Genomic DNA, 14,379 nt, shown 5'->3' with positions numbered 1-14,379 from the left:
ACTTTTTCATGAGACCGCCTCGTTTCGATTAGTTTGTGGGGACAAACATTACATCGACTGGACGGTCTTTTTTATTAGTTTTTTACCATTTATTGCATACCTTTTTTTGGCTAATCAACAGGCCTATGCGAAATGCAACATTTCGCTCCTCCAGGAGGCTGAATGGGCGATGATTGTTGCACAACGTACAGCATTTGCGGCTAAAAGAGGAAATAAGGGTGCCAATGTTGTATTTTCTACAACAATTGTGCCGCGAACCTTTCATGTTACAGCAACCACCATACGAACAGCGAGCGGAAGCTCATAACCGCTTTGAAGAGGAGCGTGCTGCGCGCGAGCTGCCTTCCAATTTAGGGAGGTATCCCCTGCGATATGCACAGTAAAGTCAACCACATCGAGGGAAGGAGGCAGCAAAAAATTATGCAGCAGCAACAGCAATCCACATTTGGCGCCTATGGCACATTGGACAGAGATCTTTTTGTCGCCGGACATTTTCATTGCGCCGAAAACTACAGCACAGTTCGGCAGAACGGCCGCAAAGACTGGCTGCTTACCTTTACGCTTTCCGGTGAAGGCTATTTTCAAATCGGCGGCTCCCGTTATTCCGCCAAAGCCGGCGATGTCATTTTGCTAAAGGACGGCACACCTCATCATTATGGAACAACGCAGGGAGAGCACTGGCAATTTCGCTGGGTTCATTTTGCACCGGATCCGCAAATGCAGCATTTATGCCGTTTTCCCGAACAGGAGCGCGGCTTCTATAAGCTTTCCATCGAGGCGGCGGCAGTACAGGAACGGATATCCGCTGCACTGGAGAGGCTTATGCTCGATACGAGACAGCAGCGTCCCTATTGGAATATGCTATGCGCTAGCGCCATTCATGAAGTTTTATGGCTGCTGAACCAACATGCCGCCCGCCGGTTTGATCCGCGGGTAGAGGAAGTGCTTGCGCTCCTTTCTGCAGATATGAAGCGAACGCTGCGCATCGCCGACATCGCCCGCACAGTCAATTTGTCTGAATCGCGGCTCTCCCATTTGTTCAAGCTGGAGACCGGGCAATCGGTCGTGGCCGCGCTCAACCAAATCCGTCTGAGAGAGGCGGCTACGCTGCTGCTGCACACTTATCGGAGCGCAGCAGAAATAGCCGACGATGTCGGCTTCCCTAATTATAATCATTTTTTGAACCAATTCAAAAAGCGATACGGCACAAGCCCCAGCCAATACCGCAGCAATCGGCAGCAATAATCGAGAGCGTTCTGCCTTTGCGCTTTTGTGCCTATGCTCCTATATACTATCGTGCTCCTTTTCACGACGCTCGTTGGCTGTGTCCATACTTACAATAATTTTTTCAATTAGCCTCGTAAGCTCCCGGATCTCGCCGGTCGAGAGCTCGGAGAACATCATGGCAGAGATAGCCGATCGCGTCTTTTTTAATTCTTGTACGAGTTCCCGTCCCTTCTCGGTAATCGACAGCATGACGATCCTCCGGTCGCCTTCGGCCCGGTCGCGCGCAATTAAGCCCAGCTCCAATAGCTTATCCGCAATCCCGGTCACGGCTCCGGGGGTAATAAAGAGCTGTTCCGCCAGAGCGGACGCTTTTTGTGAGCCGTCCTCACAAAGCCGCACCAATATACGCCCCTGCATCGGATTTAATCCATGAAAATTACTTTTGCTCCATTCGGAGTCCATCCGCCGTTTCATCCGAATAAACGACTGTTCTAGCTGCGCGTACTCCTCCTGGTGGTTGTCTGGCATGAGCCGTTCATCCTTTCTACTTTCCATACTTTTAAAGGTAGAACAAACGGAGCAACTTGTAAAGTCTATCCTCTTCTGCACTAATCCGCTTTCTAGCCATTCTCCGCGCATTGTGGTAGACTGTTTAATATTGATCCAATCTTGGGAGGGACAGTCATGGCTTCACAAAAGATGCGTTCAGACATGATCAAAAAAGGCTTTGACCGCGCTCCGCACCGCAGCTTGCTGCGTGCTGCCGGAGTTAAGGAAGAAGACTTCAACAAACCATTTATAGCAGTGTGCAACTCGTATATCGATATTATTCCGGGACATGTGCACTTGCAGGAATTTGGCAAGCTCGTCAAGGAAGCGATCCGCGAAGCGGGCGGCGTTCCTTTCGAATTTAACACGATTGGCGTAGATGACGGGATCGCCATGGGACATGTCGGCATGCGCTACTCGCTGGCAAGCCGCGAAATTATTGCCGACTCCGTTGAAACCGTTGTAAATGCGCACTGGTTTGACGGCATGGTTTGTATCCCGAACTGCGACAAAATTACCCCAGGCATGATTATGGGCGCACTTCGCGTCAATATTCCGACAGTGCTCGTAAGCGGCGGGCCGATGAAGGCGGGCAAAACCTCCGACGGCCGTTCGATTTCGCTCTCCAGCGTATTTGAAGGCGTCGGCGCATACCAAGCGGGCAAAATCGACGATGCCGGACTGCAGGAGCTGGAGCAGTATGGCTGTCCGACTTGCGGCTCGTGTTCCGGTATGTTTACCGCGAACTCGATGAACTGTCTCGCCGAAGGCCTTGGCCTTGCGCTTCCGGGCAACGGTACGATTTTGGCCGTATCGCCGGAACGCCGCGAATTTGTAAAACGTTCCGCCCGTCAATTGATGGAGCTGATCGAGAAAGACATTAAACCGCGCGATATCGTCACACTTGATTCGATCGACAATGCCTTCGCACTCGATATGGCAATGGGCGGATCGACGAATACGGTGCTTCACACGCTTGCTATTGCGCATGAAGCGGGCTTTGAATATCCGATCGAGCGCATCAATGAGGTTGCAGCTCGCGTACCGCATCTGGCGAAAATCGCCCCGGCATCCGATTATCATATCGAGGATGTTCACAATGCAGGCGGCGTAAGTGCAATTATTAATGAATTGTTCAAAAAAGAAGGCGCCTTGAAAGGCGAAGTATTGACCGTAACCGGCAAAACATTGCGGGAAAATGTTGCCGGCTGTGAAATTCTCGATAAAGATGTCATTCATCCGCTCGACAATCCGCACAGCGAGCAAGGCGGTCTGGCTGTACTGTTCGGCAACCTGGCTCCTAACGGCGCCATCATCAAGGTTGGAGCTGTGGACAAGTCTGTCGGCGGCTATCATAAAGGCCCGGCAATTTGCTTCGATTCGCAGGATGAGGCGCTGGCCGGCATCGCGAATGGCAAAGTAAAAGAAGGCCATGTCGTTATTATCCGCTACGAAGGTCCAAAAGGCGGCCCTGGCATGCCTGAGATGCTCGCTCCGACTTCGCAAATCGTCGGCATGGGTCTGGGTGCCAAGGTTGGCCTCGTCACTGACGGACGCTTCTCCGGCGCTTCGCGCGGCATCAGTATCGGCCACGTATCTCCGGAAGCAGCTGAGGGCGGCCCAATCGCATTTGTTGAAGATGGCGATCTCATTGAGCTTGATCTAACAAACAGAGCGATGAACCTGCTAATTAGCGATGAAGAATTTGCTAAGCGCAAAGCGAACTGGAAAGGCTTCGAGCCAAAAATTAAAAAGGGCTACCTGGCCCGCTACTCCCATCTCGTTACGAACGCCAGCACAGGCGGCGTAATGAAGATCTAAAATGATGAAGGGGCGTCCCACAGTTATCGGCAGGATAACTGTGAGACGCCCCTCTTGCATTCTATTAGCATCAATGCCGCTCAAGAATTGAATTCTCCTGCGGCATTGGCATTTTCATAAGTTGAATGAGTTAATGTAGTACCTGATGGCTGCAATTGCTCCTCGAATGCTTTGCTCGTCTGCCACATCGGCTTCAAAGTATCGGTAGTACCGCCGTAACGGCGCCAGAATTCATCCATCGACATCGCAATAATGCGCGGGGATAAACGTTTGCCCTGCTGTTTTACCCGTTTATTGCCGGCAGGATGCAGCACACGCAGCAATAGCTTCAAGTAAATCCGGGTCAGCTTATCGAACAGCCCCTTGGGCAGATCAAGCACGCTAAAGCCAAATTGCTCTGCCCCGCGATTGATCATGGTTATGCCATACAGACCGCGTGCTTTGGCAAATTCCGGACGTCCGGCGATTTGCTCGGCCAGCTTCGGCAGCCCCTTCTCGACTTCGCGGATCAGGCGAATCGCTACATGCATCATAGACCGCGATTCCGTCATCATCTGGTACAGCTTATGATTGTCAAGATGCAGTTCAATGACTGGGTCCTTGTTATTAATTGTTTGTCCATCGGTTAAATGCAGCGTCTTGCCATGATAGGGCACCACGCGAATATTAAAGACGGAATCCGCCACTCCCGCTTCTACCCGGAACAGCACATGAAACAATCTTTCCCACGTCATCCAGCAGGAGACAAGCAGCCGCTTGAACCAGCCGATTGCAGGCGCTGCCGCTTTATTCTGATCGGTAATGGCAATCATCTCCGGAATGGTCACAAACGCATATCCGCGGCGGTTACCCTCCTCGAGGACAGACTGCAATGCCTCCAGCATATTCGCCGGCGCATCAATATCTGCTCCCAAGGTTGAACCGCAATCGTGAAGCAGCAGCACCTCGCCAGGACGAAGCTTTTTCATCATGCGCTGCCGGAGACGTTCCGCTCCTACCTTCCGGCGCCAATCGCTAAACAGGGAGGACCATAAAATAATTTGCAAATAGCCAAGATTGGAGAAATCAAATAAGTTTACAATTCCCCACGGCGGCCGGTAGTAAGTAGTCCGCACTCCCGTTGCATTAAAAATGATGTCCGAGGTGCGTTGAATTTGTTTCTTTACTGTCCCCGGCCGCATAAACCAATTGCTCTTGTGCACATAATTATGAATCCCTATAATATGCCCCTCATCATGCATTCGCTTCAACAGCTCGGGATGCTTCTCCGCATATATGCCAACTACGAAAAAAGTCGCTTTTGCGTTGTACTGCTTTAGCAAATCAAGCAGCATCGGTGTATATACCGGATCAGGGCCATCATCGAACGTCAGAGCTATTTCTTTATTAGCCTGCCCTCTTTTAAAAACCCGAAAGCCGAAAGTACGGCTGACAAGACCAGGAAGAAAGGCGTAAAAGGTTAAAATATAAAAGCCCCATAATACTAAATTTTCCATCCGTTTTCCCCACCATCCTAGTATCGATCCCCTGTCCAACATGGGAAGGCGGTACATCTTTAAGTTTGCATGCCTTCCTTATTGTAACATACAGCTTTAATAACGGCTACGCTTGTTATGCCTGTTTATTGTACAGGCCTGCTGCATTTTGTGGTGAAGAGCACCGGTTTTAATACTTATATAGGCAACGCTCCTAATCTGTAGTACAATTTGGTCGTACACTATGATACATACGAGAAAAGGAGTTAGAACATGCTTTCCTTTTACCAGAAATATTGGCGAACGGCATTCGACATTGCTTTAATTGTACTGACAGTATACCTTATTATGTTCGCCTTTAGCCATCTGTACCGCATTGCAACACCGATATTTCTTTCGTTTCTAATCTTCATTTTCATTGAGCCGCCCGCTCGCTGGCTGACCCGGATCGGCATCAAAAAATCGATTGCCGCCGCCATTTCCATTTTACTTTTCACACTGGTCATTGTCGGCGCTTTTGTCGGAGCAGGCATTATCGTCGCCAATCAGGTCACTGGACTTGCGGAGAAATTGCCGCACTATCAGGAAATTTTGACAGACAAATTTTCACTTATTATGTCAAAATATAATGCAATGTCGCCGGATTTACGCGAAAAAACACAATCGGTTCTTTCCACCATTACACAATGGGGGCAGCGCGCCGCAACCAGCTTTCTCAAATCGCTCGGCGGCTATCTGTCCTCCTTCTCCACTTTTATTTTCAACTTTGCTGTAGGCATTATATTAGCCTACTTTCTCAGCTTGGAAATTAAGGACTGGAAGAAGATAGCCGCAGATAAAACGCCTAGAACGTTCAAAACCGCTTTCTTCTTTTTGAAAGACAATGTGTTTTCCGGCATTGCCGTCTACATCAAATCGCAGGTAAAGCTGATTTCCATTACCTTTGTCATTATCTTCGCCGCTCTGCTTGCGCTGGGGGTAGACAATGCGTTGTCGATTTCGGTATTATCGGCCATTTTCGATGTTTTACCTTTGCTCGGCGTCAGCACCGTATTTATACCGTGGATCATTTATTTGCTCATCGTTGGCCAGACTGCACTTGCCTTATGGCTCACTGCACTGCTGGCTCTCGTAGTCCTAATGCGGCAAATTCTCGAACCGAAAATTACCGGCGACACGCTGGGCGTATCCGCCTTTACTATGCTGGCCTTTATGATTATTTCACTTTCCTTGTTCGGCGTAGCTGGCGTGATTCTTTCCCCGCTGCTGCTTATTCTACTTAAAGCGTTGTACGATCAAGGCTATTTTCACCAGTGGATCCGGCCGCCAATGGGCGAGTTCGACAATCCGCCGAAGCCGCCCGGTACAACTTAACGGGCCATACTGTCGCGCCCTGCAAGTAGGCTCATTATGCCGCCAAATAAAACCGTTGCTTTATTGCTTATTCCAAGCGGCTGATTTTCCATTAATACAGCAACTGCATAACGCGGTGATTCTACCGGACCAAAGCCCGTAAACCAGTGATGGTTGCGGGTTTTTCCGTCTTTGACAGTCTCGGCTGTTCCCGATTTGCCAGCCAGGCGCCAGTCATTGCTTTGAAGAGCTTTCCCTGTGCCTTCATCTACAACGGCCTTCAACCCCCGCAGCAAAGTCTGTACGGTCGCAGGCTTGACCGCTCCGTAGACTGACGGAGCCGTCATCGTATCCAGCCTGGAGAGGCGCTGTCCATTGGCATAGCGAATTTCAGTGACGAGCCGGGGCATGAAAACCTGTCCATTATGAAGCAAAGTCACCATTAAGTTGGCTGCTTGCAAGGGGGACATTTTTACATCCCGCTGACCGATGCCTGTCTGGGCAAGCTGCCCTCCATCGCGTTTCTCCGGCGATACCGCAAAAATCCGGCCAGCCTCCTCCTCAGGCATTAACCGCAAAGCAGCGGTTAGCGGAGCGAAAGCTTCTCCTGAATACCAGCCAATCCGTCTGCCAATGCCGAGCTGATCCGCCGTTTTCAACAAGTCGGATGGCTGCAATCGCTCGGCTAGCGCTGCAAAAGCAATATTGCAGGACTGCGCCAGCGCATCCTGCAGGCTAAGCTTGCCATGCCCGCCTTTTTTCCAGCAATGCAAGCCGTATTTGCCGTAATCGCCGCTGCACTCAAACTGCTCCCGTTCGGCAGTAAGGCCAGCCTCGAGTGCGGCCGCTTCTGTAACAAGCTTGAACACCGAGCCTGGCACTGCCTCCCGTAACGCATGATTGGCAAGATCGGTATGAGCAGCCCCCAAAGCATTCGGCTCCATCTGCGGCCGTGAAATCATCGCCACAATATCGCCATTGCGGGCATCCAGCACGACGACAGCTCCCTCGCGCAGTCCGCTTTCATCCACGTATTGCTCCAGTTCTTGCTGAATACCGGCGTCTATCGTCGTGATGACCTCAAGGGGATAGTAAGGATTATCCGGTCCTGTGTAACGCAAGTCCAGGCCGTGAAGCGGCTTGTTGCGGCCGTCTCTGTAAAACATGACACTAGTTGCGCCCGCGCCGCGCAGCAGCGGATTGAAAGCTTTCTCCAAGCCTGAACCGCCTATTTGCTCGTTTACTTTTATTTTACGGTTGGCCAGTTCCGCAGCGTACTGCTGCTGAATCCACTCCGGATGCTGAGAAATATAACCGATTGCATGTCTGGCAACCGTCTGGTCGCTGTAGCGGTTCCGGTAAGGCAGCAGACGAACGCCTTCCACGCGCAGACTTTTTATCGCCTCAACCTGCCGGCTCGTAAGCGCCAGAGGAACGGACTCGCCGTCGGCCAGCCAAAACTTAGGCTCCCGCAGGCCGGCCAGCCACATCGTTAAACGCTCCTCCGTCACCTCCAGAGCCGCGGCAAGCCGCCCAAGCTCCTCCCGGGAGCCCCGTGCCTGCTGATCGATCGGAAACGCCGCTAGCGCTTGATAGGTTGTTCCTGTCAACGGCCTTCCGTAGCGGTCTGCAAAATCGCCGCGTCCGGTATCAAGCACCAGCGTCTGCTCGCGTTGAAGCACCGCTTTTTGCTGCCAATTTGCCTGTTTTCCCGATGCCGCTGTCGCCGCAAACCATTGCACCCAGCCCAAACGGAGCAGCAAAAAAGCAAGCAGCACACTCGCTCCCGCCAGTATTGCAGCTATTCGCCGGTCCATACGCGTCCGCTGCTCTTTCCTGTTCACTGTGGCGTCCTCCTCATGCAAGCTAATTGCTTCCATTATCGCCAGAAAACCGGTTATTCATGCGATCAAGAAGAAACGGCTGACGCCGTGCTTGAGGCGCTGCAAGTTTCTTCCCTTAAGAAATATAAGCCAAGTATACGAGAAAACTTATACTTTCTTATATTTGAACAAAAAAGCCGGTATTTATCCGCCAATGCGGATTTACCGGCTTCTTTTGCGGACGCTCCGTTCTATTTCACCATTGTACAGCCAAAAAATTCAAGCAAAAATCGTTGAAATACTTTGGCTACCAGCGGAAGCTTCTCATTCGGACGATAAATCAAGCCAATCGTTCTCGTCACGCGGGGAGAGTTGACGCGCACTTTTGCCGGCTGCAGCGGGCCGCTAGGATAGAGCGCCATCTCGGGCAGCAGGCTTACCCCCATACCGGCGGCAACCAGGCCGCGAATCGTCTCCGTCTCCTCTCCCTCGAACCCAATCGTGGGCGTGAACCCCGCCTCCCGGCATGCATCCCATACAATAGGGCGCAAGGAATAGCCCGGGCTGAATAATACAAAGGTCTCTTCCTTCAGCTGTGCCAGGTTAATCGATTCTTCCTTGGCAAGCGGATGATTTTGCGGCAATATCGCAAATAGCTCTTCCGTCAGCACAGTATGTCCAGTGACATGCTCATGCTCTTCGGGACAAGGAGAAACAAATGCCAGATCGACCTCCCCCTTCATCACATCGCGGATTAGGGACGGATACATTCCTTGCTTAAAGCGAAACTGAACATTCGGATGCTTCTTGCGGAAAGCTGATACGACTTCAGGGATTAATGAAATGCCCAAACTATGCGGAAATCCTAACCGAATTTCTCCCTTCTCTGGATCAAGAAATTCATGAACCTCCATGACTGCCCGTTCCAGATCAGCCAATATGACTTCCGCCCGTTTCAAAAATAGCTGCCCTACAGGCGTTAGCTGCAAATTTCTGCCCTTTTGCAAAAAAAGTTTTGCCCCTAACTCCTCTTCCAGCTGATGTATTTGCCGGCTGACTGCAGATTGCGCCACATGCAGCTCCTCTGCCGCCTGCGTTACATGTTCCTTCTTTGCTACTTTTACAAAATAATACAACTGTCGAAGCTCCATGAAGTCCCTCTTCTCCTCTTTCACCCTTGACGGTCGCGATATTGCCTTAATTTCTTTATTACGATCTCCGGCGCTTGGCAATCAATATCTGGTCATACAAATAAGCCATGGCAAATCCAGCCAGCGCGCCGCCGATATGGGCCCATAGATTGATGCCTTCTGCAATCAAGGAATAAATGACCCCAAAGACTAAAATAACGTAAACCGTCTTGCGCGAGCCCTCGTCTAAAGATTTTTTCATTACAGCCAAGTACAGGTATGCGCCATAAATGCCGTAAATCGCCCCTGAAGCCCCGACGCTTATCGTCGGATGCGTTACAATGACTGCGCTGACAGCGTTCGCGATAAGGCCGCTCAGCAGGTAGAACACGGCATAACGGCCTGACCCCAGCATGTTTTCCAATGGCGGTGCAAAAACCAACAGCGCGAACATATTATAAAACAGATGCGCAAAATCCCGGTGGAGAAACATTGAGGTGATGTAGCGCCAAGGTTCCTGCAATCCGAAAGGATCTTGGGGGATATCAATAAACGCCCCCCTGATTATCAGCTCATGGTCGAAGATGGCATCTCCGCAAAAGATCAGCAAGTTCAGTGCGATTAAAACTGATGTGACCGGGTACATTTTCAAATATCCGCGAAAGCTTTCATAGCGTAAAAAAATCATCGCATTTCTCCTCTTTCTCAGAAGTTGGACAAGCCTGTTTCATTGCGCTTATAATAAGCGTAGGTTTTACCTACCAAATGAAGGAGGCTGTTTATCTATTATGACACAAGAACGTACAGGCGTTGCAACACTCAAAGGAAATCCGATTACCCTTATCGGTCCTGCCCTGAAAAAAGGCGATCAAGCGCCGGATTTTCAACTTAGCAAATCGCTTGTTGAATCGGCATCGCTTAAAGATTTTGCCGGCAAGGTTAAGCTAATCAGCGTTGTACCTTCTATCGATACAGGCGTATGCGATGCGCAAACCCGCCGTTTTAACGAAGAAGCCGGCAAGCTCGGCGACAATGTCGTCATAATTACGGTCAGTGCCGACCTGCCATTCGCACAAGCCCGCTGGTGCGGCGCTGCTGGCGTAGATAAAGTGGTTATGCTGTCCGACTACAAAGACAACAACTTTGGCAAATCCTATGGCGTACTCATTAAAGAGCTTGCGCTCGATATGCGCGCAATTTTTGTCGTTGATGCCAATGATACGATTCAATATGTGGAAGTGCTTGGCGAAATGACCGAGCATCCTAATTACGAGCAGGCTCTTGCTGCTGCGCAAGCACTTGTATAACTAATACTTATACATACGCAGCAGTATAGAGATGGTCGCAAAGAAAAAGCGAGTGAGGGTAGCCCTCCTCGCTTTTTCATATTAAGCGCCGCTTGTTTTGTAAGTCGCGAGCTTTTTATCAAGCGTGCGGTACAAATCAAGTATTACACGGTAATTGGAACCCAAGTCCCCTAATGATCCACGCGAGGCAGAATAAATATCTACCGCCGACGTTACAGGATTTACCGATATAACAGATACGGTAATATCCATCGTCCGTCCTGTCATCGTACGCTTTTCCAGCACGATCTCGCCAACCGTTTGCACTTCATGCAGAACCTTATAGCCCGGAATTTTCTTCAGGGTAGAGACGACTTCTTCCCATGCCCTATCTTTGGACAATTTGTAGTAATGGGATTTCAACAACGGATCTTTCGCTTTATCGCCAGTCATCTCATGACTGCGCAGCAACCCGATCAGGGTGCGCTTCAACAAAGGTGATCTCCCCCTCCGACAACTATGTATACTAGCACTTATAATAACATAGATCACTTCATATGAGAAGAAATGGTTATCGTTTCTCTAAATTTAAAAAAAGGGGGCTAGCCCCCTTGAATTAACAATTGAAACCCGCCTATGCCGTCCGACTGCGTTGTTTCTGAACCCGCTCTCGCAGGTGGGTGACCTCAGAAGCGTTTTTGAAATCCCTCGCTTGAAGGGCGTGTCAGCCGCGCTTACGATGTTGATCTCCCGTGAAACAGCCATTGGTTCAAAACAGCGTATGAGCCGTAACGAACATCGCAGGAATAATGTTATTATAGACCGTTATCTCATAAATGTAAATGCAAGAAGAAACGGCTGACGCCGTCCTTGGCGCGAAGCAAGTTTCTTCCCTTAGAAATATAAGCTGTGTATACAGTGAAACTTATACTTTCTTATATTTTAAAGTAAAGTCAACAAGCCCTATATACTGGTTATTATTTACGGACATTGCCTTCTTTATCCGCTTCGAGCTTTTCAATGCCTACAGCATCCTCCAGCTCCTGACGGGCAGCCTCTTCCGCCTCTTCAGCCGCTTTGGCAGCCTGCATCTGCAGCTTGGTGTAGATCTGATAGAAGTTCCAGAAAGCAATAACCGCCACGATGCTGCCTGTAAAAAATGGTACAAGGAACATCAGCTTTGGACTGCTGAAGCTGATATACAGCACGAAGCCGCACATAATAGCTGTAGAAAGCGACCGGAATGGACGGCCGATCGTCAGCAGCACCGAGTTTTTAAGCAATTGAAATGTCTTCATGTGATAGTGAACAACCATCGAAAAGAAATTGAACAAGGAAACGCCCAAAAGGACGATCAATGCAATAAACAAATACGATACGATCTTGAATGTCGTCAGTTCACGGAGATAGACTTGGAAATCAACGATCATGATGGCAAAAAGGAGTACATATACAATTCCGCCAATCATGCTTTGCAGGTAACTTTCCTTGTAATTGCGGAAGAAGGTGCGCAACAGCGGCACGTCCACTTCTCCCATTACCCATTTGCGCGCAACACCAAACATCGCAGATGTAGCAGGGAACAGTGTAAACGGCGCTACGATACTTGATAAAATAACACCGCTTAAAAACTCATCTGTCGTTTGCGACAACAATGTTGGCAATAACAAAAAGATGTATGGAATCGAACAGATAATCCATAGCACATTCGTTACTGAGAGCCGCATGATCCACTCGGATATTTTGTACAGCCCGCCCATTAATCCTCTCATTTCCATAATTGCCTAATCCTCCTAAGCATAGACTCCACCCGTTTGCACGCAAACGATTACATCTTTTTCTCTACTATAATATAGGTTGTGCAGTAATGCCAGTATCCATTTGCTGCATTGCTTGAGAAACACCGTGCCGATAGAAAAAACCGGAGCTGCTTCAGGCCGATCACTCGGCCGTAAGGTTAGCCCCGGGTCTCCTACGCTATCGCATGCGCGATTTCACTACCTTTATTCCTCAGACGGCGATGAAGGGCGCGGACGGCGGTATTCGCTGCGGCCTTCTCCGCCACTTCTTCTGTTGTTGTCGCGATCGCGGTCGCGGTTATATCCGCTGCGTCCGCCATTGTAGCTGCCGCCGCGGTTGTCTGAACGGCCGCGCGAGTTGCCGCCGTAGCCGCCCCGACCGCCGCCGAACGATGAGCCCGAAAAACGGCGTCCGTTCGTACGCACATCTGGTCTGCGTTTCTTGGCGCGAATCGGATCTTCCGGCGTCAGCTCAACATTGACGTCCTTTTTCTCGCCGGTAATAATTTTGATCGCAGAGGCAAGCAGGTTGACGGAATCGTATTGCTCCAGCAATTGAATCGCAATTCCTTTATATTCGTTGATCACATCTTCTTGAACGTATTCAAGAATGCGCTCCGCTGTTACACGCTGCTTGCCTTCAATCGCCTCTGCGATGCTTGGCAGAGGCTTTTTCGGAATCCGATGGCGCGTAACACGCTCGATAAAGTGCAGGTGATCGATTTCACGCGGCGTTACAAACGACCACGCAGTTCCTTCCTTGCCGGCACGGCCGGTACGGCCGATCCGGTGAACGTAGCTTTCCGGATCTTGTGGCAGGTCAAAGTTAATAACATGCGATACGCCCGATACGTCAAGTCCGCGGGCCGCAACATCAGTAGCCACCAATACATCGATACTGCCGTCGCGGAATTTGCGCATTACGGCATCGCGTTGATTTTGCGACAGGTCGCCATGCAAGCCGTCAGCGGTATAACCGCGCTTCTGCAGCGCTTCACTCAATTCATCGACACGGCGCTTCGTCCGTCCGAAAATGATAGCCAATTCCGGCGATTCCATATCGAGCAGGCGGCTAAGTGCCTCAAATTTCTGCCGTTCATGCACTTCGATGTATGCCTGGTCGATCAATGGCGCGCTGACTTGCTTAGGAATTACGGAGACGTGTTCAGGGTTCTTTAAGAATTGTTGTGCTAATCGTTGAATGTTTGGAGGCATTGTCGCTGAGAACAACATCGTTTGACGCTCATCCGGTACAAGCGACAAAATGGCAGTAATGTCTTCCATGAAGCCCATATCCAGCATTTCGTCCGCTTCATCAAGGATAACAGTCTGTACGTCATCCAAGCGAATTGTTTTACGGTTAATATGATCCAGCAAACGGCCCGGCGTTCCGATAATAATTTGCGGTCTTTTTTTCAAGGCGCGAATTTGGCGGCCGATTTCTTGTCCGCCGTAGATCGGTAAAGAGCGGAGACCTTTGTAGCGGGTCAATTTCCCGATTTCTTCCGATACCTGAATAGCAAGTTCGCGGGTTGGTGTCATAATTAATGCAACAATCCGGTCTTCGCTAGTCGGGATTTTGTTAATTAACGGTATGCCAAATGCAGCCGTTTTGCCTGTTCCCGTCTGAGCTTGACCGATTAAATCGCTACCGGTGAGCGCAATAGGAATAGACTTTGATTGAATCGGAGTCGCTTCTTCGAATCCGAGTTCGGTGATGGCCTGCAACACTTTGGGTTCCAGACCGAAATCAGTAAATGTTTTCAAACTTCTTCAAACTCCTTCTATCTGCATCCTACAGAAAATATACAGTTCATTATAACACAGTTGCCTTAGCGAATACCAGTGAGCTGTAAACAGGCATACTATTGGCGAACAAGCTTAATTAGCAGCTGCTGCTGATCTTGGAGGAAATA

At 49.9% G+C, this 14,379-nt stretch carries 13 protein-coding genes and 1 other RNA gene; 5 read left to right on the top strand and 9 right to left on the bottom strand.

Annotated elements, in window-relative coordinates; all coding sequences use genetic code 11:
* Together ACFQ0N_RS31935 and ACFQ0N_RS31930 are read left to right on the top strand one after the other, a co-directional pair.
* Positions 1-307, top strand: a 307-nt coding sequence (locus tag ACFQ0N_RS31935; RefSeq protein WP_379334163.1) for a hypothetical protein, incomplete at its 5' end; no start/stop codon positions are given.
* Positions 308-420: 113 nt separating this feature from the next.
* A complete protein-coding gene (locus ACFQ0N_RS31930; RefSeq protein WP_379334162.1) occupies positions 421-1,245 on the top strand; it encodes a helix-turn-helix domain-containing protein in 825 nt (274 codons plus the stop codon).
* Between the two features lie 39 nt (positions 1,246-1,284).
* Here the strand turns inward: ACFQ0N_RS31930 and ACFQ0N_RS31925 are convergent, their stop codons facing one another.
* The gene (locus tag ACFQ0N_RS31925) at positions 1,285-1,755 is read right to left on the bottom strand and encodes a MarR family winged helix-turn-helix transcriptional regulator (protein ID WP_379334161.1); all 471 of its coding nucleotides are present in this window, start codon (positions 1,753-1,755) and stop codon (positions 1,285-1,287) included.
* 156 nt (positions 1,756-1,911) lie between these two features.
* Between ACFQ0N_RS31925 and ilvD the strand changes: the two genes are divergently transcribed.
* On the top strand, positions 1,912-3,597 hold the full coding sequence (gene ilvD, locus ACFQ0N_RS31920) for a dihydroxy-acid dehydratase (protein WP_379334160.1): 1,686 nt from the start codon (positions 1,912-1,914) through the stop codon (positions 3,595-3,597).
* 80 nt (positions 3,598-3,677) lie between these two features.
* Here the strand turns inward: ilvD and ACFQ0N_RS31915 are convergent, their stop codons facing one another.
* On the bottom strand, positions 3,678-5,093 hold the full coding sequence (locus ACFQ0N_RS31915; RefSeq protein WP_379334159.1) for a polysaccharide deacetylase family protein: 1,416 nt from the start codon (positions 5,091-5,093) through the stop codon (positions 3,678-3,680).
* Between the two features lie 252 nt (positions 5,094-5,345).
* Here ACFQ0N_RS31915 and ACFQ0N_RS31910 point away from each other — a divergent pair, with 252 nt between their 5' ends.
* On the top strand, positions 5,346-6,446 hold the full coding sequence (locus ACFQ0N_RS31910; RefSeq protein ID WP_379334158.1) for an AI-2E family transporter: 1,101 nt from the start codon (positions 5,346-5,348) through the stop codon (positions 6,444-6,446).
* Here the strand turns inward: ACFQ0N_RS31910 and ACFQ0N_RS31905 are convergent.
* The 3 genes from ACFQ0N_RS31905 to ACFQ0N_RS31895 form a co-directional block, all read right to left on the bottom strand.
* Positions 6,443-8,269: a peptidoglycan D,D-transpeptidase FtsI family protein gene (locus ACFQ0N_RS31905; RefSeq protein WP_379334157.1), complete on the bottom strand. Its 1,827-nt coding sequence runs from the start codon at positions 8,267-8,269 to the stop codon at positions 6,443-6,445. The two genes, ACFQ0N_RS31910 and ACFQ0N_RS31905, sit on opposite strands and share 4 nt — an antisense overlap.
* A gap of 230 nt (positions 8,270-8,499) precedes the next feature.
* Positions 8,500-9,399 (bottom strand): glutamate biosynthesis transcriptional regulator GltC, encoded by a 900-nt coding sequence (gltC, locus tag ACFQ0N_RS31900; protein ID WP_379334156.1) that lies wholly within the window; start codon positions 9,397-9,399, stop codon positions 8,500-8,502.
* Positions 9,400-9,457: 58 nt separating this feature from the next.
* Positions 9,458-10,066 (bottom strand): rhomboid family intramembrane serine protease, encoded by a 609-nt coding sequence (locus ACFQ0N_RS31895; protein ID WP_379334155.1) that lies wholly within the window; start codon positions 10,064-10,066, stop codon positions 9,458-9,460.
* A gap of 100 nt (positions 10,067-10,166) precedes the next feature.
* Here ACFQ0N_RS31895 and tpx point away from each other — a divergent pair, with 100 nt between their 5' ends.
* A complete protein-coding gene (gene tpx, locus ACFQ0N_RS31890) occupies positions 10,167-10,685 on the top strand; it encodes a thiol peroxidase (RefSeq protein WP_379334154.1) in 519 nt (172 codons plus the stop codon).
* An 81-nt stretch (positions 10,686-10,766) separates the two neighbouring features.
* Here tpx and ACFQ0N_RS31885 read toward each other — a convergent pair whose 3' ends face one another.
* The 4 genes from ACFQ0N_RS31885 to cshA form a co-directional block, all read right to left on the bottom strand.
* On the bottom strand, positions 10,767-11,159 hold the full coding sequence (locus ACFQ0N_RS31885) for a DUF1499 domain-containing protein (protein ID WP_379334153.1): 393 nt from the start codon (positions 11,157-11,159) through the stop codon (positions 10,767-10,769).
* A gap of 128 nt (positions 11,160-11,287) precedes the next feature.
* Positions 11,288-11,474, bottom strand: a non-coding RNA gene (gene ssrS / locus ACFQ0N_RS31880) — 6S RNA.
* A gap of 167 nt (positions 11,475-11,641) precedes the next feature.
* Positions 11,642-12,442, bottom strand: coding sequence for a YesL family protein (locus tag ACFQ0N_RS31875; RefSeq protein ID WP_379334152.1), 801 nt, complete (start codon positions 12,440-12,442; stop codon positions 11,642-11,644).
* A gap of 225 nt (positions 12,443-12,667) precedes the next feature.
* Positions 12,668-14,230, bottom strand: a complete 1,563-nt coding sequence (gene cshA, locus ACFQ0N_RS31870) for a degradosome RNA helicase CshA (protein ID WP_379334151.1) — start codon at positions 14,228-14,230, stop codon at positions 12,668-12,670.
* Positions 14,231-14,379 lie beyond the last annotated feature (149 nt).

This window comes from Paenibacillus sp. GCM10027626 (assembly GCF_042676285.1).
GTDB lineage: Bacteria > Bacillota > Bacilli > Paenibacillales > Paenibacillaceae > Paenibacillus_Z.
Note: the sequence above shows the minus strand (reverse complement) of the source record. Positions and strands in the feature narration are given on the sequence as shown.

Bases quoted from the DNA above. Each gene is read 5' to 3' on its own strand.
- ACFQ0N_RS31930 (WP_379334162.1), top strand. From the start codon at position 421: ATGCAGCAGCAACAGCAATCCACATTTGGCGCCTATGGCACATTGGAC.
- ACFQ0N_RS31925 (WP_379334161.1), bottom strand. From the start codon at position 1,755: ATGCCAGACAACCACCAGGAGGAGTACGCGCAGCTAGAACAGTCGTTT.
- ilvD (WP_379334160.1), top strand. From the start codon at position 1,912: ATGGCTTCACAAAAGATGCGTTCAGACATGATCAAAAAAGGCTTTGAC.
- ACFQ0N_RS31915 (WP_379334159.1), bottom strand. From the start codon at position 5,093: ATGGAAAATTTAGTATTATGGGGCTTTTATATTTTAACCTTTTACGCC.
- ACFQ0N_RS31910 (WP_379334158.1), top strand. From the start codon at position 5,346: ATGCTTTCCTTTTACCAGAAATATTGGCGAACGGCATTCGACATTGCT.
- gltC (WP_379334156.1), bottom strand. From the start codon at position 9,399: ATGGAGCTTCGACAGTTGTATTATTTTGTAAAAGTAGCAAAGAAGGAA.
- ACFQ0N_RS31895 (WP_379334155.1), bottom strand. From the start codon at position 10,066: ATGATTTTTTTACGCTATGAAAGCTTTCGCGGATATTTGAAAATGTAC.
- tpx (WP_379334154.1), top strand. From the start codon at position 10,167: ATGACACAAGAACGTACAGGCGTTGCAACACTCAAAGGAAATCCGATT.
- ACFQ0N_RS31875 (WP_379334152.1), bottom strand. From the start codon at position 12,442: ATGGAAATGAGAGGATTAATGGGCGGGCTGTACAAAATATCCGAGTGG.